24 protein-coding genes are annotated in these 24008 nt (G+C 68.5%); 13 read left to right on the top strand and 11 right to left on the bottom strand.

Features of this window, described 5'->3' with window-relative positions; translation table 11 throughout:
- Positions 1-15: 15 nt before the first annotated feature.
- The gene (locus tag GU927_RS12130) at positions 16-915 is read left to right on the top strand and encodes an NAD(P)-dependent oxidoreductase (RefSeq protein ID WP_161762718.1); all 900 of its coding nucleotides are present in this window, start codon (positions 16-18) and stop codon (positions 913-915) included.
- A gap of 224 nt (positions 916-1139) precedes the next feature.
- Positions 1140-2252 (top strand): cystathionine gamma-lyase, encoded by a 1113-nt coding sequence (locus GU927_RS12125; protein ID WP_161762717.1) that lies wholly within the window; start codon positions 1140-1142, stop codon positions 2250-2252.
- Between the two features lie 129 nt (positions 2253-2381).
- Here GU927_RS12125 and GU927_RS12120 read toward each other — a convergent pair whose 3' ends face one another.
- Positions 2382-4055, bottom strand: a complete 1674-nt coding sequence (locus GU927_RS12120) for a DEAD/DEAH box helicase (RefSeq protein WP_161762716.1) — start codon at positions 4053-4055, stop codon at positions 2382-2384.
- Between the two features lie 243 nt (positions 4056-4298).
- On the opposite strand from GU927_RS12120, the gene GU927_RS12115 reads away from it, so the two are divergent.
- On the top strand, positions 4299-4907 hold the full coding sequence (locus GU927_RS12115; RefSeq protein ID WP_161762715.1) for a PepSY-associated TM helix domain-containing protein: 609 nt from the start codon (positions 4299-4301) through the stop codon (positions 4905-4907).
- 7 nt (positions 4908-4914) lie between these two features.
- Here GU927_RS12115 and GU927_RS12110 read toward each other — a convergent pair whose 3' ends face one another.
- Positions 4915-5541, bottom strand: a complete 627-nt coding sequence (locus GU927_RS12110) for a hypothetical protein (RefSeq protein WP_161762714.1) — start codon at positions 5539-5541, stop codon at positions 4915-4917.
- Between the two features lie 292 nt (positions 5542-5833).
- Complete coding sequence (locus GU927_RS12105) at positions 5834-7432, bottom strand: peptide chain release factor 3 (RefSeq protein WP_161762713.1); 1599 nt, start codon at positions 7430-7432, stop codon at positions 5834-5836.
- Positions 7433-7540: 108 nt separating this feature from the next.
- On the opposite strand from GU927_RS12105, the gene GU927_RS12100 reads away from it, so the two are divergent.
- Together GU927_RS12100 and GU927_RS12095 are read left to right on the top strand one after the other, a co-directional pair.
- Positions 7541-8320, top strand: coding sequence for an SDR family oxidoreductase (locus GU927_RS12100; RefSeq protein WP_161762712.1), 780 nt, complete (start codon positions 7541-7543; stop codon positions 8318-8320).
- A gap of 171 nt (positions 8321-8491) precedes the next feature.
- Positions 8492-9577 (top strand): ABC transporter ATP-binding protein, encoded by a 1086-nt coding sequence (locus GU927_RS12095; RefSeq protein ID WP_161762711.1) that lies wholly within the window; start codon positions 8492-8494, stop codon positions 9575-9577.
- Between the two features lie 50 nt (positions 9578-9627).
- Here the strand turns inward: GU927_RS12095 and GU927_RS12090 are convergent, their stop codons facing one another.
- The 3 genes from GU927_RS12090 to GU927_RS12080 form a co-directional block, all read right to left on the bottom strand.
- Complete coding sequence (locus GU927_RS12090; RefSeq protein WP_161762710.1) at positions 9628-10047, bottom strand: hypothetical protein; 420 nt, start codon at positions 10045-10047, stop codon at positions 9628-9630.
- Complete coding sequence (locus GU927_RS12085) at positions 10044-10373, bottom strand: hypothetical protein (protein ID WP_161762709.1); 330 nt, start codon at positions 10371-10373, stop codon at positions 10044-10046. The genes GU927_RS12090 and GU927_RS12085 overlap by 4 nt, the downstream gene beginning before the upstream one ends.
- A 70-nt stretch (positions 10374-10443) precedes the next feature.
- The gene (locus tag GU927_RS12080) at positions 10444-10800 is read right to left on the bottom strand and encodes a helix-turn-helix transcriptional regulator (protein WP_161762708.1); all 357 of its coding nucleotides are present in this window, start codon (positions 10798-10800) and stop codon (positions 10444-10446) included.
- 155 nt (positions 10801-10955) lie between these two features.
- On the opposite strand from GU927_RS12080, the gene GU927_RS12075 reads away from it, so the two are divergent.
- From GU927_RS12075 to GU927_RS12060, 4 genes are read left to right on the top strand one after another with little or no spacing between them, the layout of a single operon-like run.
- Positions 10956-11189 carry a twin-arginine translocase TatA/TatE family subunit gene (locus GU927_RS12075; protein WP_161762707.1) on the top strand — a complete coding sequence of 78 codons (234 nt, stop codon included), beginning with the start codon at positions 10956-10958 and terminating at the stop codon, positions 11187-11189.
- Between the two features lie 54 nt (positions 11190-11243).
- On the top strand, positions 11244-11882 hold the full coding sequence (gene tatB / locus GU927_RS12070; RefSeq protein WP_161762706.1) for a Sec-independent protein translocase protein TatB: 639 nt from the start codon (positions 11244-11246) through the stop codon (positions 11880-11882).
- Between the two features lies 1 nt (position 11883).
- Complete coding sequence (gene tatC / locus GU927_RS12065; RefSeq protein WP_161762705.1) at positions 11884-12753, top strand: twin-arginine translocase subunit TatC; 870 nt, start codon at positions 11884-11886, stop codon at positions 12751-12753.
- A 4-nt stretch (positions 12754-12757) separates the two neighbouring features.
- On the top strand, positions 12758-13597 hold the full coding sequence (locus GU927_RS12060; protein WP_161762704.1) for an ATP-binding protein: 840 nt from the start codon (positions 12758-12760) through the stop codon (positions 13595-13597).
- Between the two features lie 24 nt (positions 13598-13621).
- Here the strand turns inward: GU927_RS12060 and GU927_RS12055 are convergent, their stop codons facing one another.
- The 5 genes from GU927_RS12055 to GU927_RS12035 all read right to left on the bottom strand — a co-directional run bounded on the left by GU927_RS12055 (position 13622) and on the right by GU927_RS12035 (position 17700).
- Positions 13622-14872: a peptidoglycan DD-metalloendopeptidase family protein gene (locus GU927_RS12055; protein WP_217765614.1), complete on the bottom strand. Its 1251-nt coding sequence runs from the start codon at positions 14870-14872 to the stop codon at positions 13622-13624.
- A 46-nt stretch (positions 14873-14918) separates the two neighbouring features.
- Positions 14919-15593, bottom strand: a complete 675-nt coding sequence (locus GU927_RS12050; RefSeq protein WP_161762703.1) for a protein-L-isoaspartate(D-aspartate) O-methyltransferase — start codon at positions 15591-15593, stop codon at positions 14919-14921.
- Positions 15590-16375 carry a 5'/3'-nucleotidase SurE gene (gene surE / locus GU927_RS12045; protein WP_161762702.1) on the bottom strand — a complete coding sequence of 262 codons (786 nt, stop codon included), beginning with the start codon at positions 16373-16375 and terminating at the stop codon, positions 15590-15592. Before surE ends, GU927_RS12050 begins: the two co-directional genes overlap by 4 nt.
- Positions 16376-16493: 118 nt before the next feature.
- Positions 16494-16682, bottom strand: coding sequence for a hypothetical protein (locus tag GU927_RS12040; RefSeq protein ID WP_161762701.1), 189 nt, complete (start codon positions 16680-16682; stop codon positions 16494-16496).
- A gap of 145 nt (positions 16683-16827) precedes the next feature.
- Positions 16828-17700: a LysR family transcriptional regulator gene (locus GU927_RS12035; RefSeq protein ID WP_161762700.1), complete on the bottom strand. Its 873-nt coding sequence runs from the start codon at positions 17698-17700 to the stop codon at positions 16828-16830.
- A gap of 97 nt (positions 17701-17797) precedes the next feature.
- On the opposite strand from GU927_RS12035, the gene GU927_RS12030 reads away from it, so the two are divergent.
- From GU927_RS12030 to GU927_RS12015, 4 genes are all read left to right on the top strand, one after another.
- The gene (locus GU927_RS12030; RefSeq protein WP_161762699.1) at positions 17798-19339 is read left to right on the top strand and encodes a proton-conducting transporter transmembrane domain-containing protein; all 1542 of its coding nucleotides are present in this window, start codon (positions 17798-17800) and stop codon (positions 19337-19339) included.
- A 25-nt stretch (positions 19340-19364) separates the two neighbouring features.
- Complete coding sequence (locus GU927_RS12025; RefSeq protein WP_161762698.1) at positions 19365-21737, top strand: YbcC family protein; 2373 nt, start codon at positions 19365-19367, stop codon at positions 21735-21737.
- 124 nt (positions 21738-21861) lie between these two features.
- Positions 21862-23412, top strand: a complete 1551-nt coding sequence (locus tag GU927_RS12020; protein ID WP_161762697.1) for a trimethylamine methyltransferase family protein — start codon at positions 21862-21864, stop codon at positions 23410-23412.
- 402 nt (positions 23413-23814) lie between these two features.
- Positions 23815-24008 (top strand): acetyl-coenzyme A synthetase N-terminal domain-containing protein (locus GU927_RS12015; RefSeq protein ID WP_161762696.1); only part of this gene is annotated, 194 nt, incomplete at its 3' end.

Below are 24008 nucleotides of genomic sequence, written 5' to 3'. Positions count from 1 at the left end.
GAGGCGGGAATGGGCATGAAATACGGATATGTGGGACTGGGCAATCTGGGCGGGCATCTGGCGGCGAGCCTGATCCGCGCGGGGCATGAGGTGGTGGTGCATGACCGCGACCCCGCGCTGGCAGAGCGGCATCGGGCGATGGGGGCCAAGGTGGCGGCGTCCCCCGCCGAGGTGGCGGCGCAGGTGGATCATGTGTTCACCTGTCTGCCGTCGCCTGCGGTGTCGGAGGCGGTGCTGGCGCAACTGTTGACCGCGATGAAGCCCGGCGCGACGTGGATCGAGAATTCGACGCTGGGGCGCGAGGATATCCTGCGGCTGGCGGGGCTGGCGCGGACGGGGGGCGTGCGGTTGCTGGAGGCCCCCGTGACGGGCGGCGTGCATCTGGCGGCGCGGGGCGAGATCACGGTTCTGGTGGGGGGCGATGCCGACCTGTTCGAGATGCACAAGCCCGCGCTGCAGGTGATCGGGAAGCGCATCTTCCATATGGGGCCTTTGGGGTCTGCCGCGATCATCAAGGTGATTACCAACATGCTGGCCTTTATCCATCTGGTGGCGGATGGCGAGGCGCTGATGCTGGCCAAGCGGGGCGGGTTGGACCTCAAGACGGCGTGGGAGGCGATCACGGCGTCCTCGGGGACGTCTTTCGTGCACGAGACGGAGGGGCAGCTGATCCTGAACGGGTCTTATGACATCGCCTTCACGATGGACCTTGCGTTGAAGGATCTGGGCTTTGCGATGGGGTTCGGGAAGGAATTCGGGGTGCCTTTGGACCTTGCTTCGCTGACCAATCAGACCTTCATGAAGGGGAAGGCCGTCTATGGCGGGACGGCGCAGTCGACGCAGATCGTGAAGCTTCTGGAGGATGCGCTGGGGACGGATCTGCGCGCGGCGGGGTTCCCGGCAAGGTTGGAGTGAGGGGGAGTCACCTATCCTTAGGGTATGGGCGCGACGGCAGGTCATCACCCGGGCCCAATGGCCCGGGTGGCGGCCGCACCGCCCCCACGGGGCGGCCGCACGTATACGTGCAGCCACCCCGCGGTGCGGCCGCCACCCTCGCGCCGCGCAATAAGGCAATCTGCGCGCGGGCTTGAATTCCCGCGCCCCTGCGGGGAAGGTTCCGCGCAAAGGAGACCCGCGCCATGACCATCCGCAACGATGACGACCGCCGTTTTGCCGAACTGCTGCACCACCGCTCGGCGCGGTTGGGGCAGGGCGATCCGGTGACGCCGCCCCTGGTCAGTGCCGCGACCTATCATCTGCCGCGGGTGGATCAGGGCGGGTTCATGTATGGCCGGATGTCGATGCCCACCTGGGAAGAGGTGGAGGCGCAACTGGCCGTGCTGGAGGGGGCGCCCTGCGTGGCTTTCCCCTCCGGTATGGGGGCGATTTCGGCGGCGCTGTTTGCCTGCGTGACGGCGGGGACGCGGGTGGTGATGCCCTCGGACGGGTATTATACCGTGCGGCTGTTCGTGGAGGGGTTCCTGCGGCCCTTCGGGGTGACGGTGGATTACGTGCCGACCGTGGCGATGGCTGAGGCGGATTTCACCGGCGCGGGGGTGGTCTATGTCGAGACGCCGTCCAATCCGGGGCTGGATGTCTGCGACATCGCGGCGGTGGCGGCGCGGGCCAAGGCGGCGGGGGCAGTGGTGATCGTGGACAACACGACGCTGACGGCGGTCTTGCAGCGGCCGCTGGACCTTGGGGCGGATCTGGTGGTGGCGGCGGATACCAAGGCGCCGGGGGGGCATTCGGATGTGCTGTTCGGCCATGTTGCGGGACGCGATGAGGGGTTGATGCAGCGGGTGAGGGACTGGCGCAAGCTGTCCGGCGCGGTGCCGGGGGCCTTCGAGGCGTGGCTGGTGCATCGGGGGATCGAGACGCTGGAGGTGCGGCTGGCGCGGATGTGCGCCTCGGCGCAGGTGGTGGCAGAGCGGCTGGCGGCGCATCCACGGGTGCGCGGGCTGCGCTATCCGGGGCTGGCCACGGACCCGTCCCATGCGGTGATGGCGCGGCAGGCGCGGGGCTTCGGCTTCCTGATCGGGATGGAGCTAGAGGGTGAGGCCGAGGCGGAGCGGTTTCTGGAGGCCTGCCCCTTCATCGCGCGGACGACGAGTTTCGGGTCTACCCACACAGCGGGCGAGCGTCGGGCGCGCTGGGGTGATGCGGTGGCGCCCGGATTCCTGCGGTTGTCCATCGGGGTGGAGCCGGTCGAGGCGCTCTGGGCGGGGATCGCGGAAGGTTTGGCGGCGTGAGGCGGGGTGAACCCCGCCCTACGGGGTGCGGGGCGGGGTGAACCCCGCCCTACGGGGCGGGCCGGTGGAATGGAGGTCCCGGGTCAAGCCCGGGACGGGTCTTCCTGCAGATGCGTGCGGCGGCGCGCTTCAGCCCTCGGCGCCGCTGGTGGCGGGTTCGTCCTCGATCTCGTCGGCTGTGGCTTCGGCGATCTTGAAGCTGCGAAGGATGAAATCCGGCACGTGGTCGCCCATGCCGACGACTGGCGGACCCGAGCGGTCGTCGCGGTCGCGGTAGCGGTCGCGGCGGTCATCGCGGCTTTCGCGGCGGTCGCCGCCCCGTTCGCTGGCCCGTTCCTCGTCGCGGCGGGGGCGATCCTCGCGCCGTTCGTCGCGGCGGGGTTCGTCACGGCGCGCGTCGCGACGGTCGTCGTCACGGCGGCTGTCGTCACGGCGGGGCCGGTCCTCGCGGCGGGGCGCGGGGGCGGGGGCTTCTGCCACTTCCTCCGGCTTGGCTGCGGTTTCCTCGCGCGGGGCACGTTCCTCGCGCGGGGTGCGGTCGCGGTCACGGTCGCGCCCGCGGCTGCGGCTGTTGCGGTCGCCGCGTTCACCGCCGCGTCCGCCACGGTCACGGTCACCCTGCGGGCGGTCCGAACCTTCGGAGGCAAGGTCGAGCCCTTCGGGCAATTCGCCGCGCGGGATCGCCTGTTTCACGAGGCTTTCGATGGCCGAGAGGTATTTGTCGTCATTCGGCACGGCGATGGTGAAGGCCTTGCCCTGACGGCCCGCGCGGCCCGTGCGGCCGATGCGGTGGACGTAATCCTCGGGGTGGGAGGGCACGTCGAAGTTGAAGACGTGGGAGACGGCGGGGATGTCCAGGCCCCGTGCGGCCACGTCGGAGGCCACCAGAAGGTGCAGCGTGCCGTCGCGGAATTCGTCCAGCGTGCGCATCCGCTGCGACTGGTCAAGGTCGCCATGGATCGGCGCGGCGTTGAAGCCGTGGGATTTCAGCGACTTGGCCACCACATCCACATCCATCTTGCGGTTGCAGAAGATGATGGCGTTGGTGCAGCTTTCGCCTTCGGCGCGGATCAGCGCGCGCAGGACGGCGCGCTTTTCGGTGAAGGAGCGGTCTTTCCGCGTCGGCTGGAACTGGATCAGCTTCTGTTCGATCGTGGCCGAGGTGGTGGACTGGCGCGCCACTTCGATCTTGGCCGGGTTGGACAGGAAGGTGTTGGTGATCCGTTCGATCTCGGGCGCCATGGTGGCCGAGAAGAACAGCGTCTGGCGGGTGAAGGGGGTGAGTTGGAAGATGCGTTCGATGTCGGGGATGAAGCCCATGTCGAGCATCCGGTCGGCTTCGTCCACCACCATGATCTGCACGCCGGTGAGCAGCAGCTTGCCGCGTTCGAAATGGTCGAGCAGGCGGCCGGGCGTGGCGATCAGCACGTCGACGCCGCGGTCGATCAGCTTGTCCTGTTCGCCGAAGGAGACGCCGCCGATCAGGAGGGCCTTGGTCAGCTTGGTATGCTTGGCGTAGATGTCGAAATTCTCGGCCACCTGTGCCGCGAGTTCGCGGGTGGGGGCGAGGACGAGGCTGCGCGGCATGCGGGCGCGGGCGCGGCCCTGTCCCAGAAGGGTGATCATCGGCAGCGTGAAGCTGGCGGTCTTGCCCGTGCCGGTCTGGGCGATGCCGAGAACGTCGCGCCCTTGCAGCGCGTGGGGGATGGCCTGTGCCTGAATGGGTGTGGGGGTTTCATAGCCCGCTTCCGCGATGGCCTGAAGTACGCGCGGATCGAGCGCGAGGTCGGAGAATTTGGTCATAAGCGTCCTTGAACGATGCGGGATCGGCCCGCATGGGATGTAGGGACGCTGCTGTCCGGGCGCCCCGGCGTCGGTAGAAGGCCCGTAAGCCTCGGCTCGCGCTTAGCCGAAATCTGCCGGTGGGTCAAGGATGGCGGGTAAACCTTGGTTGGAGGCAGGGGAGATGGACCCGTTGTCCTATGGCGCGGCGCGCGGGAGGGGGGCAGGGTGGCGTCAGCCCTGTCGAGCGGAGAGTGCCGGTCCATGTCTGTCGAACGCGTGTTGAAGGCCCTGCATTCCTGGCTGGGGGTGGTGATCCTGCCATGGGTCGTGGCGGCGGGGTTCACGGGGCTTTACATGAATCACGCCGATCTGGTGCTGTCGCTGTTTCCGCAGACCGAGCATTACGATGCGGCGCTGTTCGACGGTGCGCCGCAGGCAAGGGCGGTGGACGAGGCGGCGGCGCAGGGGATCGCGGCGGTTCTGGCGCCGGGGATGCGGCTGGAGCTGGACGATGCGGAGGACGAGTTCCACGACCGGCATGTCTATACCTTTGATGCGGGCAGCCATTATGTGATCGTGGACCGCCGGACGGGGTATGGCTGGGTCAATTCGCGCTATGCGACGCGGACCTATGCGCCGGACGGGACGCGGCTGCATACGCGCGTCCGCTGGGGGCGGGTGCTGTCGTCGATCCACGAGAGGGGCTGGGTCGGGTCGGGGTTCGGGTCGTGGCTTGCCGATATCGCGGCGGGGGCGCTGGTGGTGTTCGGGCTGTCGGGGATGGTGCTGTTCGTGGCGCCACGGGTGCGGCGGGCGCTGAACCGGCGGGCGAAGGCGGCGTATCTGAAGGCGGCGGCTGCGAAGGGGTAGGTCGGCGCTACCAGTTCGGGCGGTCGAGGGCAGGGTCGAGGAGGGGCTGCCAGCCGTTCTGTATCACGCGGATCAGCGGTTCCGGGGTGAGGACGGTCACATCGCCCTGCGGGCGCGGGAGGGGTGCCGTGTAGCCTGCGGGTGTGAAGGGGTGAAGCCTGTTGCCCGCCACGCGGTGGGGTTGGCCCTGCCAGAGGAGGAAGGCCCCGTCGGGCAGGCTGTCGAGTTCGGCGATGTGGCGGCGCTGGCTGCGGGTTGCGGGGTCGAGGCGGGCTGTGTGGAGGATGGCGTCGATCTCGGTGGCCTTGGGCGTGGTGCGGAAGGCGCGGGTCCATGCGGCGCGGAAATCGTCATAGGCGGCGCGGCGGCATTCGGCGCAGGGACGGTGGCCTGCGGCGGCGGCCACGGCTTCGTCATGGAAGAAGAGGGGCGTGTAGCGGCCCGGGGTCGCCTGCGGCACGGGCCCGCGAGAGGGCTTTTCGCGCAGGGTGCAGGTGATCCAGAGTTTTCCCTGATGGCGGCGGCGGATGGTGCCGGTGGAATCGTGCAGGCAGCCGCGATTGCCCATGAAGCCGCCGCGGGCGGGGGTGGCGAGGAAGGTTCCGTCGGGCTGGATGCGGTTGGGGCGGGGCATGGCGGGTGGTGTGGATGTCCGCGTCCCGGGCTTGACCCGGAACCTCTGGGTGTTCGGGGTGATGGAAGCCGTGGCAGAGGCCCCGGGTCAAGCCCGGGGCGGGTGGGTGATGCCGGATCGGGCGCATTTGCGCGGTAATCCATGCTGCGGAGCAGTTTGCCGGCGCCGGAGCGATTTCTGACGCAGAAATCGCGGCGAAATCTGACGCAGATTTCGCTGTGGGGCCGTCGGGCGGGGGCCGAAATCTGCGTCAGATTTCGGCGCGGGGTTTGCGTCAAATCCCGCCGTGCCGTCAGACCATCATTTCCTTGGTCGCGGTCAGTTTCAACTCGGGATAGTCCCGCTCTACCCGGTCGATATCCCAGCGCAGGCGCGTGAGATAGACCATGTCGCCGTCATTGTCGGTGGCGATGTGGCCCTTGTTGACGTTGACGAACCGCTCCACCTCGGCCTTGGGGCCTGCGACCCAGCGGGCGGAGGTGAATTGCGAGGGCTCGAAGCGGACGGGGAGGGAGTATTCCTGTTCGATCCGGCTGGCCAGAACCTCGAATTGCAGGGCACCCACGACGCCCACGATGAAGCCCGAGCCGATCATGGGTTTGAAGACCTTGGCGGCGCCTTCCTCGGCGAATTGCATCAGGGCCTTTTCAAGGTGCTTGGCCTTCATCGGGTCGCCCGCGCGGACGCCTTGCAGCAGCTCCGGCGCGAAGGAGGGGATGCCGGTGAAGTGCAGCGCCTCGCCCTCGGTCAGGGCGTCGCCGATGCGGAGCTGGCCGTGGTTCGGGATGCCGATGATGTCGCCCGCCCATGCCTCTTCGGCCAGTTCGCGGTCGGCGGCGAGGAAGAGGACGGGGTTGGACACGGCCATGGGTTTCTTGGAGCGGACATGCAGCAGTTTCATGCCGCGTTCGAAATGGCCCGAGGCGAGGCGGACGAAGGCCACGCGGTCGCGGTGTTTCGGGTCCATGTTGGCCTGCACCTTGAAGACGAAGCCGGTGACGGGTTTCTCGTCGGCGGCGATCTGGCGTTCGGCGGCCTTCTGCGGCTGGGGCGTGGGGCCGTATTCGCCCATGCCGTCCATCAGATCCTTCACCCCGAACGAATTGATGGCCGAGCCGAACCAGATGGGCGTCATGGAGCCGTTGAGGAAGCTGGCGCGGTCGAAGGCGGGCAGGAGTTCGCGCGCCATCTCGACCTCTTCGCGGAGTTTGGCGAGGAGGTCGGCGGGGACGTGGTCGGCGAGTTTCGGGTCGTCGAGGCCGTTGATCTGCACGGATTCCGCCACGCGGTTGCGGTCGGCGCGGTCCATGATCTCCAGCCGGTCATGCAGCAGGTCATAGGCGCCGAGGAAGTCGCGGCCCATGCCGATGGGCCATGAGGCGGGGGTCACGTCGATGGCGAGGTTCTGCTGGATCTCGTCGATGATGTCGAAGGTGTCGCGGGATTCGCGGTCCATCTTGTTGCAGAAGGTCAGGATCGGCAGGTCGCGCAGGCGGCAGACCTCGAACAGTTTCTGCGTCTGGGATTCCACGCCCTTGGCGCCGTCGATCACCATGATGGCGGCATCCACCGCCGTGAGCGTGCGGTAGGTGTCTTCGGAAAAGTCCGAGTGGCCGGGGGTATCGACGAGGTTGAAGCGGTATTCGCGGTAGTCGAAGGACATGGCCGAGGCCGAGACGGAGATGCCGCGTTCCTGTTCCATCTTCATGAAGTCGGAGCGCGTGCGCCGCGCCTCGCCCTTGGCGCGCACCTGCCCTGCCATCTGGATCGCGCCCCCGAAGAGGAGGAACTTTTCCGTGAGCGTGGTCTTGCCGGCGTCGGGGTGCGAGATGATCGCAAAGGTCCGGCGGCGGGCGATTTCGGGCGGAAGGGTGGGGCGATTGTCCAACATGGGCGGGCGTGTAGCCGAAAGCGGGGCTTTCGTCCACTGGTGTGGCAGGGTTGCCGTCGGCAGGGCGGGGCGCTAGGCATTCGGTTGAAGCACAAGGGGAGATGCGTGATGGATCTGGGGATCAGGGGAAAGCGGGCGCTGGTCTGTGCGTCGTCCAAGGGGTTGGGGCGCGGCTGTGCCGAGGCTCTGGCGGCGGCAGGGGTTGACCTCGTGCTGAATGCGCGGGGGGCGGAGGCGCTGGAGGCGACGGCGGCGGCGATCCGTGCGGCGCACGGGGTGCAGGTGGTGACCGTGGCCGCCGATGTGACGACCGAGGCGGGGCGGGCCGAGGTGCTGGCGGCGGCGGCGGGGGTGGATATCCTTGTCACCAACGCGGGCGGGCCGCCGCCCGGCATGTGGTCGGACTGGACGCGGGACGATTTCATCAAGGCGCTGGATGCCAACATGCTGACGCCCATCGCCCTGATGCAGGCGCTGCTGCCCGCGATGATGGAGCGGGGCTGGGGGCGGGTGGTCAATATCACCAGCCAGTCGGTCAAAGCACCCGTGGCGGTGCTGGGCCTGTCGAATACGGCGCGGACGGGGTTGACGGGGTTCGTCGCGGGCACCTCGCGGCAGGTGGCACCGCATGGCGTAACGATCAACAACCTGCTGCCCGGCATCCATGCGACGGATCGGGCGGTGTCGCTGGATCAGGGCGTGGTGAAGGCGGAAGGCATCACGCTGGAGGAGGCGCGGGCCAAGCGCGAGGCGACGATCCCCGCGCGGCGCTATGGCACGGTGGAGGAGTTCGGGGCGGCCTGCGCCTTCCTGTGTTCGGTCCATGCGGGATTCATCGTGGGGCAGAACATCCTGCTGGATGGCGGGGCAACGCTGGCCACGATCTGAGCCTGCGCGTGCTGCGGGGCAGGCAGGGGGGCGCAGGCGCGCCCCTCTTGTCCTTGCGGCCCGTTCAACCTGCCGTGGATATTTCGGGACGGAAAATCGGGCGGGTCTGGCGCTTGCCGGATGCAAGGCGGGCTGATAGGGGATTTCCCGATGGATTTTCTAGGGAAAGTCATGCCCGAGACGCTGCGACTTGAGGTGACGGGGCTGCGCCGGTCTTTCGGGGGGGCGCCGGTGGTGGATGACGTGTCGCTGGCGGTGGCGGCGGGGCAGGTGACCTGTCTTCTGGGGCCGTCGGGATGCGGGAAGTCCACCACGCTGCGGATGATCGCGGGGGTGGAGCGGCCGGATTCGGGCGCGATCCGCATCGACGGGCGGGCGGTCTTTGGCGCAGGTGTCGAGGTGCCGCCGGAGGGGCGGTCGGTCGGTCTGATGTTCCAGGATTTCGCGCTGTTCCCGCATTTGACTGTCGCGCAGAACGTGGCCTTCGGCCTGACGGGCGAGAAGGCGGCGAAGGTGCGGCGGGTGGGGGACCTGCTGGAGCGGGTCAATCTGGCGGGTTATGGCGACAAGCATCCGCACGAGTTGTCGGGGGGCGAGCAGCAGCGGGTGGCGCTGGCGCGCGCGCTGGCACCGCGGCCGCGGGTGATGCTGATGGACGAGCCGTTTTCGGGGCTGGACAACCGCCTGCGCGACGGCATCCGCGATGCGACGCTGGAGGTGTTGAAGGAAGAGGGGACCGCGGTCCTTCTGGTCACGCACGAGCCGGACGAGGCGATGCGGATGGCCGACGAGATCGCGCTGATGCGGGGCGGGCGGATCGTGCAGCGCGGCGCGCCCTACAACATCTACAACGCGCCGGTGGACAAGGCGGCGGCGGCCTTCTTTTCGGATATCAACGTGATCCGGGGCGTCAGTCGCGGGGCGCTGACCGACACGCCCTTTGGTGCCTTCCTCACGCCCGGCCATGCGGACGGGGCGGCGGTCGAGATCGTGATCCGGCCCCAGCATCTGAAGATCGATTTCGACAGGGGCGGGCGGGGGCCCAATCCCACGGTCGCCGACGGCACGCCGGCGCGGGGCGTGGTGCAGCGGGCGCGCTATCTGGGGCGGGAGTCGCTGGTGGATTTCCGGATGGACCATGACGGGTCGGTGCTGACCGCGTCGGTGCCGGGGGTGTTCCTGCCCAAGGCGGGCACGGCGCTGTGGCTGATGATCCGGCGGGACCGGTGTTTCGTGTTCGGCACGGGCGGGCGGTAGAAACGACGGACTGCCGCTGTTTTTTCCGTGACGGCAGGTGTTCGGTACCGCTATCGACGCGGCGGATTTATCGAGTAATAGGCAGCGCTGCTGTCTGCAGGTTTGATCATGCGCCCTTCCGGCGTCATGAAAAGCATCGGATCGCCCTCTTGCGCCAGACGTGTCACCAGTGCGGCAGCATCACGGAGCGTCATGAGTTGGGGAGCCCAGATCGATGCACCCGTCTGCGGCCGGTTCTCAGACGCAGCAATGATGAGCGGGCCTTTGACCGTCCGCGCAACAAATCCAGTCCAGAATCCGAGACCATCGCGCAGGAAGCGTACCGGAGAAAGGTTTTGGTCACGCCTGAAACGCGTGATGGTTGCAGACGTCTCCAGTCGCTTCATGGTGTCGAGCAAGTCGTCGGCGTCGACCGATCCTAGGCCAGCGCCGGAGTCCGTGGCGATCTGAAAGCCAACTATACCCTTCATGGCAAAGGATCCTTCGTCACGGTGGCAGGTATTCCGACCTTGTCCTCTGCAGGGAAGTCAACGACGCCCGGCCATCCCTCCGGCCAGTATACCTCGCCTGTGACGACCTTTCCATCGGCAAAGCCAAGCTTTACCTTGGGCTTGACCGGTGTGCTGAATTCGTAATGGTCGCGCGCGGGGTCGTGCGGTCCAGCATATGCATTGACCCGTTTTCCGTGCGCCAATACCCGTGCATTGCCCCCCTTGACGAAGCCGGTCTTGCGGACGAGCTGCGGTTCATGTCGATTGCCCGGGGTCAGGTAGCGATGGAATATGTCGTGGGTCACTGGTACGGCACTCTGCACATGCAACCCTAGGCTAAGGGTGCGGTTGACGTTCTGCAACTCTTGGCAGAGTTCACCCCTCTGCCTCGATCCCTGCCTGTGGCATCAGCGTCGCGATCTTGGTCAGCAGGCTGCGGGCGGGGCGGGTGCGGGGGTGGGTGTCATCCTCGGCGATGTGGCGGAGGGCTTCGGCCAGCGTGTCCAGTTCGTCCTGTGTGAGCAGGGTGGGCGGCAGCATCAGGGGCGTGCGCAGGATGTAGCCAAGCCCACGTTCTCCTTCGACGGGAAGGCCGGTGCTGGCCATGACGCCCATGTCGCGCCAGATGGTGCGGACAGAGACGCCCACCGCGGCGGCAAGTTCGGCGGCGGTGTGCAGGCGGCCGTCGCGCATGATCTGGATGAGGTCGAAGAGGCGGTCGTCGCGTTTCATGGGGGCGGGCCTTGCGGAAGGGGCAACTGACAAAATACTGTCAGTAGAGCGCGGGGGAAAGGGCTTTCCCCCTTTTCGCGGGGCGGGGGGCGGGCTTATGCATCGGGGCAGTGAAAGCCAAAGGGGCCGGCCCGGCCCATGCTATGGAGAGAGCCATGCTCAACAATATCGGCCTGCCCGGCCTGCTTCTGATCGCGGTGGTGGTCCTTGTCCTGTTCGGCAAGGGCAAGGTTTCGGCCCTGATGGGCGAGGTGGGCAAGGGCATCACCGCCTTCAAGAAGGGCGTGAATGACGGCACCGCCGAGATCGAGAAGGAAGCGGCGGATGCGGCGCGCGACGTGACGCCCGCGACGGCGGCGGCCCCGGTGGCGGACAAGGACAAGGTCTGATCGCGGGCATGGCCCCCTGACGGGGTCTGACGGTCGGCGAACGGAGGGACGCGAATGGAAATCGGCTGGACCGAGCTTCTGGTCATCGGGGTGGTGGCGTTGATCGTCATCGGGCCCAAGGACCTGCCGGAGATGTTCCGCACGCTGGGGCGGTTCACGGCCAAGGCGCGGTCGATGGCGCGGGAGTTTTCCCGTGCGATGGAGCAGGCGGCAAAGGAGACCGGCGTCGATGACGTGGCGCGGGATCTGAAGAACGTGGCCTCGCCGCGGTCGATGGGTCTGGATGCGGTCAAGACAGCGGCGGACAAGTTCGAGAAGTGGGATCCGCTGAAGAATGCGGCCAAGCCCACGGCTCCGGCCCCGATGCGTCCGGCTGTGACGCCTGCCCCTGCGGCGGCGGCCCCTGTGGCGGCGGCTGCCGATCTGCCGCCGGTCAGCCCGGCGGAGGCAGCGGCGCAGGCGGCCGCGGCGGCACCTGTCGCGGCGGCACCGCCGGCGGCGTCCATGGGCCCCGCGACGGCGGCGCTGGCCGAAAAGCAGGCGCAGCGCAAGGCCATCGCGAAGGAAGCGGCGGAAAAGCTGCGCGCGGTATCGGCGGGTGATGCGCCCGTGGCGGCACCGGCGGACAAGCCCAAGCCCCCGCGCAAGCCGCGCGCCAAGAAAGCAGCCGACACGACGGGCGGCGAGGAATGACATGACGGCCAAGACCGACGACATCGACGACAGCTCGGCCCCGCTGATCGAGCATCTGACGGAACTCAGGAACCGCATCCTCTATTCGCTGGCGGCCTTTGTCGTCTGCATGATCGCGTGTTTCTCGGTCTGGAACCCGATCTTCAACTTCATGACGCAGCCGATCTGCGATGCGCTGGCCGCGCGGGAGCAGGATTGCGGACTGGTGCTGATCAAGTTGCAGGAGGGCTTTTTCGTGGCCATCCGCATTTCGGTCATGGGGGGCTTCGCGCTGTCCTTCCCGATCATCGGCTACCAGTTGTGGCGCTTTGTGGCGCCCGGGCTTTACAAGTCGGAAAAGCAGGCCTTCCTGCCCTTCCTCGTCGCGTCGCCCGTGATGTTCTTCCTTGGGGCGTCCTTTGCCTATTACATCGTGCTGCCCATCGCCTTTGACTTCTTTCTGGGCTTCCAGCAGGGAATGGTGACCGATCCGGTGACGGGCGAGGTTCCGTCGGACGCGCCTGCGGGTGTGGTCTTCCAGGGGTCGATGGAGCAGTACCTGTCGCTGACCACGAGTTTCGTGATGGCCTTCGGGCTGTGTTTCCAGCTGCCCGTGCTGCTGACGCTGATGGGCAAGGCGGGGCTGGTGACGTCGAAGGGGCTGGCCGGGATGCGGCGCTATGCGATCGTGCTGATCGTGATCCTTGCCGCGGTGGTGACGCCGCCGGACATGATGAGCCAGCTTATCCTGTTTGCGGCGATCTATCCGCTGTACGAGGTGTCGATCTTCCTGATCCGGCGTATCGAGAAGGCGCGCGAGGCGCAGTTGCGGGCCGAGGGGCTGTGGGTCGACGAGGACGAGGACGAGGCCGAAGGGTCGGGCAAGGTTTGACGCGATGAGCGAGGCGGATTTGGCGCGCATCGCGGCGGCGCTGGAGCGGATGGCCCCTGCGGCGCTGGCGGCACCGGAGTTCGGGGCAGAGGCCTTTGTCTGGCATACCGGACCCGACCGGCTGGAGCCCGTGGCGCGGGTGAGCCGCGTGGATGTGGGGCTGCTGGTCGGCGTGGACCGGTCGCGCGATACGCTGCTGGCCAATACGCGGCAGTTCGCGGCGGGGTTTCCGGCCAACAATGCGTTGCTTTGGGGTGCGCGGGGGATGGGGAAATCCTCGCTGGTCAAGGCGGTCCATGCGGCCGTGCGGGCCGAGGGGCATGATCTGAAGATCGTGGAACTGAGCCGCGAGGACCTGCCGAGTGTGGCGCGGCTTCTGGCGATGTTGCGGGGGGCGGCGCCGCTGCGGTTCATCCTGTTCTGCGACGATCTGTCGTTTTCCCATGACGACCAGCATTACAAGAGCCTGAAGGCGGTGCTGGATGGCGGGATCGAGGGGCGGCCGGAGAATGTGGTGTTCTATGCCACGTCGAACCGCCGCCACCTGATGCCGCGCGATATGATCGAGAACGAGACGCAGGCGGCGATCCATTCCACCGAGGCGGTGGAAGAGAAGGTGTCGCTGTCGGACCGGTTCGGGCTGTGGCTGGGGTTCCACCCCTGTTCGCAGGACGAGTATCTGGAGATGATCGCGGGCTATTGCGCGGCGCATGGCGTGGACGTGCCGGCAGAGCGGCTGCGGGCCGAGGCGATCGAATGGCAGGCGACGCGTGGCGGCCGGTCGGGCCGCGTGGCGTGGCAGTTCTTCTGCGATCTGGCGGGGCGCGAGGGGGTCAGGCTCTGACCCCCCTTTCCGGCCTGAGTTGCCTTACTTCAGGAAGGGCATCGGGTCGGTGCTGGCGGCGCCGCGGCGCACCTCGAAATGCAGGAAGGACGGGTTGCCGGAGCGGACATTCGCGATGGTCTGGCCCTTTTTCACCGCGTCGCCCTTTTTCACCGTGATGCCCGCGACGCCCGCATAGACCGTCAGCAGGCCGCCTTCGTGGCGGATGACGATGATCGGGGTCTGCGCGGTGTCCTGCGTGATGGCGGCGACGGTGCCTGCCGCGGCGGCCTTGACCGGCGTGCCGGCGGGGGCGGCGATGTCGATGCCTTCGTTCTTGGGCGGGGCATAGCCGCGGATGATGTTGCCCGCGGCGGGCATGGCGAATTGCGCGGCCGAGGCGGTGGTGCGCTGTTCGCCCAGATCGGGCGAGGCGGGCTTGGCCTTGGCCGCTTCGGACGCCGGGGGCGTGTCTTCATCCGGCAGCGGTTTGGCGGCCGAGGGCGGTTCGGGTGTGGGCGAGCCTGCGCCGGGCGCGGTGACGGTTTCCACGGGCTTTGCGGGGGGCGCGCCGGTGGGGGTGGGGATCATCAGATATTGCCCCTCGCGCACCGCGAGGTCGGGGCCGAGGCCGTTCCAGTCGGCCAGGGCGCGGGCCGAGACGTTGTACATCCGCGCGATGGAGAAGGCGGTTTCGCCGCGCTTCACCTGATGCCGCGTCGGGGCCATGGTGCCGAGCGCGCTGTCATCGGGTTTCGGGGCGGCGGCGGGGGCCGCTGCGGTGGTGGTGGCGGGGGCCGATTGCACGCGGTCGAGCGCGGTGGTGGCGATGGAGGTGACGCTGACCGCGCCGCCCGTGGCGATGGGGGCCGAGGCGACGGTGCCCGAGCCGATGGTCGCGCCGCTGGCCACCGCGGTGCCGCCCGTGGCCGAGACGCGGCGGGGCAGGGCGAGCACCTCGCCCTCGCGCAGGGGGGCGTCGGGCTGGATGGCGTTGTAGCTGGCCAGTTCGCCCGCGCTGATGCCGGTGCGGGCGGCGACGCTGCCTACGGTGTCGCCACGGCGGGCGACGGCGACCTGATAGCCGGGATAGGAGATGATGCCGTTGGCATCGGGCATCGGGCGGGCGGCGGTGGCCTGACGGGCGGCCTCGGTCGTGTCGAGGGTGTTGGCGCCGCCGCGGAGGTCCCAGTCGAAGTCGGACATCATGTTGCCGCCCCCGCCCTGGCAGGCCGAGAGCGCCGCGAGCGCCGTGGTCAGGCCAAGGACGCGCAGCGTGGAAAATCCGGTCGTCATGCCTATTGCCTCTCTGTCGTCCGGGTATGGCCCGGAGCCGTTGAATTCACTCGGTGCCGAGTCCCTCGACCAGCGGCACGAAGCGCACGGGGCGAAGCTCGTCATAATCGAAACCGGTTTCGGTGCGCGTGACCTTTATCAGGCTTTGCACCGTGTCGGACTGCCCGACCGGCACGACCATGATACCGCCGGTTTTCAGTTGCGCCAATAGGGGGCCGGGCGGGTCTTCGGCGGCGGCGGTCACGATGATGCGGTCGAAGGGGGCCTGATCGGGCAGGCCGAAGCTGCCGTCGACGGTGATGGCGGTGATGTTGGTCAGGTCGAGGGCGCGGAAGATCTCGTCCGCCTCGCGCACGAGGCGGCGGTGGCGGTCGACGGTGTAGACGCGGCGGGCGAGCTGCGACAGGATCGCGGCCTGATAGCCGGAGCCGGTGCCAACCTCGAGCACCTTGTCGCGGGGCTGGACGTCCAGCGCCTGTGTCATGATGCCGACGATGGAGGGCTGGCTGATGGTCTGGCCGCAGGCGATGGGAAGGGGCATGTCCTCATACGCGCGTTCGGCGAAGAGGCCGCGGACGAAAAGCCCGCGGTCGATGCGTTCCATCGCGGAGAGCACGCGGGTGTCGGTCACGCCGCGCGAGCGGAGGGCATAGAGAAAGCGCATCTTGCGTTCGGCGGCGGCGGACCCGTCATTTTCGTCGAAGTCCGCGTGATCGGTCATGCCAGCCGCGCCCCGAGATCGGAGAGGAGATCATGCGCCGTCAGGTCGGCGCGCAGGGGGGTGACGGAGATGTAGCCGTCGAGATTGACCGCCGCATCGGTGCCCGGTGCGGTGGGGGTCTGCTGCGGGCCGCCCTTGATCCAGAGATAGCGGCGACCGGTGGGGGAAATCTGTGCCTCGGCGCTGAACGAGGTGTCGCGGCGGAAGCCCTGTGCCGCGACCTTCATCCCCTTGACCCGCGCGGCGGGGAAGGGGGGGAAGTTGACGTTGTAGAAGGTGCGGTAGTCGTCGCCGGTCCAGATGCCCTTGTCCAGCAGGGCGCGGACGGTGGCGGTGCCGTGGGTGCGGGCGGTTTCGAACGGGTCGGTCAGGCCGTCCATCTCGGGCCCGAAGAATTGCGAGAGCGCGATGGCGGGGATGCCTTGCAGCGCCGCCTCCATCGCGCCGCCGATGGTGCCGGAGTAGAGCACATTCTCGGCCGAGTTGTTGCCGCGGTTCACGCCGGAGAGGACGAGGTCGGGCTTGGCGCCCTGCAGCACGTCGTAGATGCCCGCAAGGACGCAATCGGCGGGGCTGCCTTCGGCGGCAAAGCGGCGCGGGCCGAGTTTGGCGATCATCGTGGGGTGGGTGTAGCTGATGCAATGGCCCACGCCGGATTGTTCGAAGGCGGGCGCGACGGTCCAGACCTCGCCTTCCGGTCCGGCGATCGCGGTGGCGATTTCCTCCAGCACCTGGAGCCCGGGGGCGTTGATGCCGTCGTCATTGGTGATCAGGATGCGCATTGGTCCGCCTTTGTCTTGCCTGCCCTGATTAGATCAGGGCGGCAGGGGCGGCAAGCGGCGGTTGGGGGCGCGGATGGAACGGGGGCGGCGCTGTGGCAGCGTCGCCCCCGTTGGCCGGTCAGTCGGCGCTGTCCGCCACGAGGGTGGTCGGGCTTTCGGTGAAGAAGCCGTCGGGGGCGAAGAGGATGCCGAGGACGGCGATATAGGCCACGGCAAAGAGCGCGATGGCCCCCGCGCTGGCCCCCTCACGGCGCGAGGTCGCGGGACGGGTCACTACGGGTCTTGGGATCGGCAAGGTCTTGGGCATGGCAGTGCTCCTCCGAGTCGATGGGGGCAGGATAGCCGATCACGGAATGTTTCGCGCATTGAAATTCATTAACCGGAGCGGAGCGGCCGGAACGGGCGGGAAATCGCCCTTTGGCTGTTGCGCGTCGGCAAGGGGCCGCGCATGGCTAGCCGCGCAGGAGGGCGGCGAGCAGCGGGTTGGGAAAGCGGCGTTCGCGGGTGATGGCGTAGAAGGTTTCGGTCAGGCCCGAAAGTTGCGCGGCCTCGACCAGCAAACTGGCGGCCAGTTCGTCGCGCACGACGATGGTGGGCAGGATGGCCAGACCCGCATCCTCGCGCGCGAGAAGGCGGAGCATGGCCATGTCGTCGGCCTCGGCCGCGATGTTCGGGACGATGCCGAGGCGGGTGGTCAGCGCGTCGAAGGCGGCGCGGAGGGCGGTTTCGGGCACGGGCAGGACCAGCGGTTCGGTGGCGAGGATGTCGGCCATGGCGCGCGGTGCGGGGCCAAGGCGGGCGGGGGTGCCGATCAGGCTGACCGGCTGTTCGGCAAGGCGGTCGACGAGCCACGGGCTGCCCGCCTCGCGTGCGGGGGGGAGGTTGGTCAGGACCACGTCGAGGGCGAGGGCGTCGAGGGCGCGCAGGAGTTCGGTCTGGGTGCCGGAGCGGAGGACCACCTCGACATCGGGGCGGCCGAGGAGGGGGCGGACGAACTGGAGCTGGAAGTTGCGCGAAAGGGTGGCCAGCGCCCCCACGCGCAGCGCGCGGCGGGCGGCGCCGGTTTCGCGCAGGGTGGCGGTCAGGTCGTCGGCGGTGCGGAAGATCGCCTCGGCATGGTCGAGCGCGATGCGCCCCGCCTCGGTCAGCACGAGCCCGCGGCCGCGGCGTTCGAAGAGGTCGTGGCCCAAGGTCGCCTCGAGCGTGCGGAGCTGGGTCGAGAGGGCGGATTGCGACAGGTTCAGCAGCCGCGCGGCCCCCGTCAGCGTGCCGTCGAGCGCCACGGCACGGAAAAGGCGCAGGTGATGCAGGTTGATCTGGGCCATTATTCTACCAAAACGAACGATAAAGCGTAAAATATGTAATTTTCTGGATGATAGGCAAGGTCTATCTGGTCGGCATCTTTTCAACGGAGATCGTGCCATGGATGCCCTGCCGCCGCTGACCTTCCTGTCGCCCCTTGTGCTTCTGGCGCTTGCCCTTTTTGCGGCGATGCGCCCGGGGCGGCGACCGGCGGGGGTTCCCGTGGCGTCCGAGGCGGGGGCGCTGGTGGCGGTCGCGCTGGCGGCGGGGGCGGCGGTGCAGGTGGCGCTTGGGCAGGCGGGGGTCTGGCTCGGGGCGCTGCGGCTGGATGTCGTGGGGGTCACGATGGCGGCGCTGGTGTCCTTTGTCGGCTGGATCGTGCTGCGCTATTCGCGGCGCTATCTGGATGGCGAGGCGCGCGAGGGCGCGTTTCACGGGCTGCTTCTGGCGGTGCTGGCGGCGGTGCTGGTGCTGGTGCAGGCGGGCAACCTGTGGGTGATGGTCGCGGCCTTTGTCGCGGTGGGGGCGGGGCTGCGGCAGTTGTTGCTGTTCTATCCCGAGCGGGCCGAGGCGCGGCGGGCGGCGGCGAAATTCACGCTGGTCTGGGGCGCGGGGGATCTGGCGCTGCTGGCGGCGGCGGGGATGTTCTGGCTGGCCTATGGCACGGTCGGGGTGGAGGCGCTGGCGCAGGCGGCGGCGGGTGGGCTGCCCGTGGCGGGTCAGGCGGGGGTGGCGGCTCTGGTTCTGGCGGCGCTGCTGAAGACGGCGGCCTTTCCGCTGCATGGCTGGCTGACCGAGGTGATGGAGGCGCCGACGCCGGTGTCGGCGTTGCTCCATGCCGGGATCATCAATGCGGGCGGCGTGATGCTGATCGTGCTGGCGGGCGTCGTGCAGCAGAGCGCGGGGGCGATGGCGGCGCTGGTGATGCTGGGCGGGTTCACGGCGCTGTTCGGGGCGGCGGTGATGCTGACGCAGCCTGCGGTCAAGACGGCGCTGGCCTGGTCCACGGTGGCGCAGATGGGCTTCATGCTGCTGCAATGCGGGCTGGGGCTCTGGGCGCTGGCGATGCTGCATATCGTGGCGCATTCGCTGTACAAGGCGCATGCCTTCCTGTCTTCGGGGGGCGCGGTCGTGGCGGTGGCGTCGGTCCGCAAGCCGGGGCCGGTGGCCGTGCCGGGGCTGAAGGCGGTGGGGCGGGCCTTTGCCATTGCGATCCTGCTTTATGCGGCGGTGGCGACGGGCTTTGGCCTGATGGCCGCGCCGAAATCGGCGCAGGCGCTGGCGCTGGGTGTGATCCTGATCTTCGGGGTGGCCTATCTGGTGGCGCAGGGTCTGGCCGATGCCGCGCCCTGGGCGCTGACGCGGCGGGTGGCGGTGGCGTCACTGGCGGCGGCGGTGGCCTATTTCGGGCTGCATGTGGCGGCGGGCGCGGTCTGGGGGCCGGAACTGCCCAAGCCGCCGGTGCCCGGTGCGCTGGAATGGGCGCTGATCGTGCTGGCGCTGATGTCCTTCGGCCTTGTGGCGGTGGCGCAGGCGCTGTTCCCGCTCTGGGCACATCACCCGGCGGCGGCGGGGCTGCGGGTGCATCTGGCGAACGGGCTGTATCTGAACGCGGTGCTGGACCGGCTGATCGGCGGGTTCCGGACGGCGAAATCCAACTGAGGCGACGGGCAAGAGGAGAGACGCGATGTTCCTGAAACATGCACAGATTGCGCCGGCGCGGGTGTCGGGTCTGCTGGCGGCGGCAGAGGCGGCGGCGCGGGCAATCCCGCCTTCCTTCCCGCTGTCGGCCACGGTGGCGGTGAACCCGCTGCTGGGCCAGACGGGCGAGGACCTGCCCACGGCTGCCGCGCGGCTGGCGCGGGTGGCGGGGGTGCGGCTGACGCAACCGCGCGCAGAGCTGGCGGCGAAGGTGGCGGCGGGCGAGATCACGGATGACGATCTGGCGGCCGCGCTGATTGCAAGCCGCTGTCCGGTGAAGCCCAACGATCTGGCGCTGCTGAAGCTCAGGATGCGGGCCGAGGCGCCGGTTCCGGTGGCGCTGCCCACGCTGGCCGAGGTGGCGGCGGGCGCGGCGGGGGTGGATTTCCCCGCGCTGGTGACGCGGTGCTTCGGCCTGTGGGCGGCGGGGCATTTCGACCGCGGGCAGGCGCTGTGGCAGCCCGCGCCGGGGCGGGGGGCCTTTGCCGCGTGGCGGGACTGGGCGACGCATGACCTGACGCCCGAGATCGCGGGGCTGTCGGGGTTCTGCGCCCATGTGGCCGAGGCGCCCGATACGGCGGACCGCGCCATCCTGCGCGCGGCAGAGCGGCTGGGCATCACCGATGCGGCGGCGGAGACCTGTTTCCACCGGCTGCTGATGGATCTGGACGGCTGGGCGCAGCATGCGCGCTGGTTGCTGTGGCAGGCGGAACTGGCGGGGGGCAGCGACGAGACGCTGGTCGATCTGCTGGCGATCCGGCTGGTCTGGGAAGAGGCCATTCTGGCGGTGGTGCCGCAGGTGGCGGCGGATTGGGCGGGGGTGGTCGCGGCCCATGCCGTGCCGGTCGCGCCAAGCGTCGATCTGGCGGTCGATGCGGTGTTGCAGGATGCGGCGGAGCGGGCGCATCAGCGGCGGCTGGCGGCGCGGCTGGGCGGGGCGGATGCCGGTTTCGCGGCGGGCGCGCGGCCCGTGGTGCAGGCGGCCTTCTGCATCGATGTGCGGTCCGAGGTGTTCCGCCGCGCGCTGGAGGCGCAGTCCGAAGGCGTGGAAACGCTGGGTTTCGCGGGCTTCTTCGGCCTGCCCGTCGCCCATCGCCCCCATGCGAGCGAATTGGCCGACAGCCATCTGCCTGTGCTGCTGCGCCCCGCGCTGACGGCGGCGAGCCATGGGGATGCGGTGTCGGAAGAGGCTGCGCGGATCGCGGCGCGGGGCGTACGGGCCTGGGGCCGGTTCCGGCAGGCGGCGGTGTCGTCCTTTGCCTTTGTTGAATCGGCGGGGCCGGTCTACGGGTTGAAGCTGGTCAAGGATGCGCTGGGTCTGGGGCAGAAGGCGGCCGAAGGGCCCGCGCCGGTGCTGGAGCCTGCGCCGGATGCGGGGGCCAAGGCCGCGACGGGGGCGGCGGTTCTGCGCGCGATGGGGCTGGTGCGGGATCATGCGCGGGTCGTGCTTTTGCTGGGGCATGGGGCGCAGGTGACCAACAACCCGCATGAGAGCGCCTATCACTGCGGGGCCTGCGGCGGGCAGACGGGCGAGGTATCGGCGCGGCTGCTGGCCGATCTGCTGAACGATCCCGAAACGCGGGCGGGGCTGGCGGGGCATGGGGTTACGGTTCCTTCCGACACCGTCTTTGTCGCCGGTCTGCACGAGACGACGACGGATCGCGTGCGGCTTTACGACGGGGCGGTGCCTGCGACCCATGCGGGGGAGCTGGCGCAGGTGAAGGGCTGGCTGGAGAAGGCCGGTGCCTTTTCGCGGGCGGAACGGGCGGCGCGGCTGCCCGGGGCGACGGCGGCGACGGTGGCGAAGCGCGCGCTGGACTGGTCCGAGTTGCGGCCGGAATGGGGTCTGGCGGGCTGCGCGGCCTTTGTCGCGGCGCCGCGGGCGGTGACGGCGGGGGCCGATCTGGGCGGGCGGGTCTTCCTGAACAGCTATGACTGGCGGGACGATCAGGGCTTTGCCACGCTGGAGCTGATCCTGACCGCGCCGGTGGTGGTGGCAAGCTGGATCAGCCTGCAATATTACGGGTCTTCCGTGGCGCCCGAAGCCTTTGGCGGGGGGAACAAGCTGATCCACAACGTGACCGGCGGGATCGGGGTGGTCGAGGGCAATGGCGGGCGGCTGCGGGCCGGACTGCCGTGGCAGGCGGTGCATGACGGAGCGCGGCTGGTGCATGATCCGCTGCGCCTGACCGTGATGGTCGAGGCGCCGAAAGAGGCCATCGCGGATGTGCTGGCGCGGCATGACGGGGTGCGCGCGCTGTTCGACAACGGCTGGCTGCATCTGCTGGTGCTGGAGCAGGGCAGGGTCGCCGCGCGCTATCGCCCCGGTCTGGAATGGGAGGCGGAGCGGGCGGCCTGACGGCGGGGTGCGGGCAGGGACACGGGTGCGGGCAGGGAAATTCTGCCCGCAGGTCGTTTTCAGGTCATCGCGGGCGGGTGCCCCTTGCTAGGCTGGCCGTGGTCAGTCTGGCAGGAGGGGTGTCATGGACGGGGACGGGGATCGGTCGCGCAAGCGCGGCGGCGGGCGCGAGGCGCGGCGGGCGGAGCGCACCTCCGGCGCGCATGGCGCGGTGCATGTGCCCTATATCGTGCGGGGCATCCCCACCTATGACGTGATGGGCGAGGAGGGGCTGATCAGGATCGAGGCCGCCGCCGACCGCATCCTTGCCGAGACGGGGATCGAATTCCGCGACGACCCCGAGGCGCTGGAGCTGTGGCGGCGCGCGGGGGCGCATGTCGAGGGGACGCTCGTGAAGTTCCCAAAGGACATGCTGCGCGAGATCGTGGCGACCGCCCCTGCGGAATTTACGCAATTCGCGCGCAATCCGGCGAACAACGTGCGCATCGGCGGGAAGAACGTGGTCTTTGCCCCCGCCTATGGCAGCCCTTTTGTCATGGATCTGGACAAGGGGCGGCGCTTCGGGACGATCGAGGATTTCGAGAATTTCATCAAGCTCGCCCAATCCAGCCCGTGGTTCCACCATTCCGGCGGCACGATCTGCGAACCCACCGACGTGGCGGTGAACAAGCGGCATCTGGACATGGTCTATGCCCATGTCCGCTATTCCGACCGCGCCTTTCTGGGATCGGTCACGGCGGCGGAACGCGCGGCAGACAGCGTGGAGATGGCGCGCATCGTCTTTGGCCGCGAGTTTGCCGAGAACAATTGCGTCATCATGGGGAATTTCAACGTCAACTCGCCCCTTGTCTGGGACGGGACCATGACGCGGGGGATGCGGGAATATGCCCGGGCGGGACAGGGGACGGTGCTGGTGCCCTTCATCCTTGGCGGCGCGATGGGGCCGGTGACATCGGCCGGGGCGATTGCCCAATCGCTGGCCGAGACGCTGGCGGGCTGCGCGTTGACGCAGCTGGAGCGCAAGGGCGCGCCGGTGGTCTTCGGCAACTTCCTGTCGTCGATGAGTTTGCGGTCGGGCAGCCCCACCTTCGGCACGCCGGAACCTGCGATCGGGTCGATGGTGATCGGGCAACTGGCGCGGCGGCTGAACCTGCCGCTGCGCTGTTCGGGGAATTTCACCACCTCCAAGCTGCCCGACGCGCAGGCGATGACGGAAGGGACCATGTCCATGCTGGCCGCCGTGCATTGCGGGGCGAATTACATCCTGCATTCGGCGGGGTTCCTCGACGGGCTTCTGTCCATGTCCTACGAGAAATTCGTGCTGGACACCGACCTGTGCGGGGCGCTGCATTCCTATCTGAAGGGCGTGCAGGTGGATGACGACCAACTGGCCGTCGATGCCTTTGCCGAGGTGGGGCCGGGCAACCATTTCTTCGGCTGTTCCCACACCATGGCGCATTACGAGACGGCCTTCTGGGACAGCGAGACGGCGGATAACGAGCCCTTCGAGAAATGGGAGGCGAACGGGTCGGTCGATGCCGCGACGCGCGCCAACCGGCTGTGGAAGAAGCGGCTTGCGGAATACGAGGCGCCGCCGCTGGATCAGGGCATCGACGAGGCGCTGCGGGAGTTCATCGCAAGGCGCAAGGCGGCCGTGGCCGACATGTGGTACTGAGGCCGCGCCCGGCAGGGATGGCCGCAGGGGCGGGGCTGTGACCGCGGTCCGTCCGGCCTGCGGATCGCCGGGCCGTAGTGCCGTGATGCATCGCGCGCGACGGCGGCGACTTCACGTTCCTTCCCGTTTCCTGTGATGGCCTGCGGACCGGTCCGTCGGGGCCTGTCGGGCTGCCGCGGCCTTGCGGGCCGTCGGCCCCAGACCGCTGCCAGCGTCAGGAATCCTTAATACGAGAGCAAAGAAATTTACAGCATAGACGGAGAATGTGTAAATGAATTGACAAAAAAATCGTTTTCTTAGCGGGCGTTATGTGTTTTGTTTACCGCGCGCTGGAGATCTTTCCGGCTGGTCTTCCGCCAGCGCGGAGGGTGATCAAACAGAGACTTCTCAGGGGGGGGCAATATGTCAGCAACTTCTCAGCCGTCAGGCGCTTATTCCGCGTCGGCCGATTTCATTTCTGGCGCGCATATTGATGCGTCTGGTTATGAGCGTCTTTATGGCGAATCGGTTTCGGATCCCGAGGGTTTCTGGCGTGCGCAGGGTCGTCGGGTTGACTGGATCCGGGATTACAGCGTGGTGAAGAACACGTCCTTCGA

The organism is Paragemmobacter amnigenus (assembly GCF_009908265.2).
GTDB lineage: Bacteria > Pseudomonadota > Alphaproteobacteria > Rhodobacterales > Rhodobacteraceae > Paragemmobacter > Paragemmobacter amnigenus.
The sequence above is the reverse complement of the archived record's forward strand: the minus strand, read 5'-3'. Positions and strand labels throughout refer to the sequence as shown.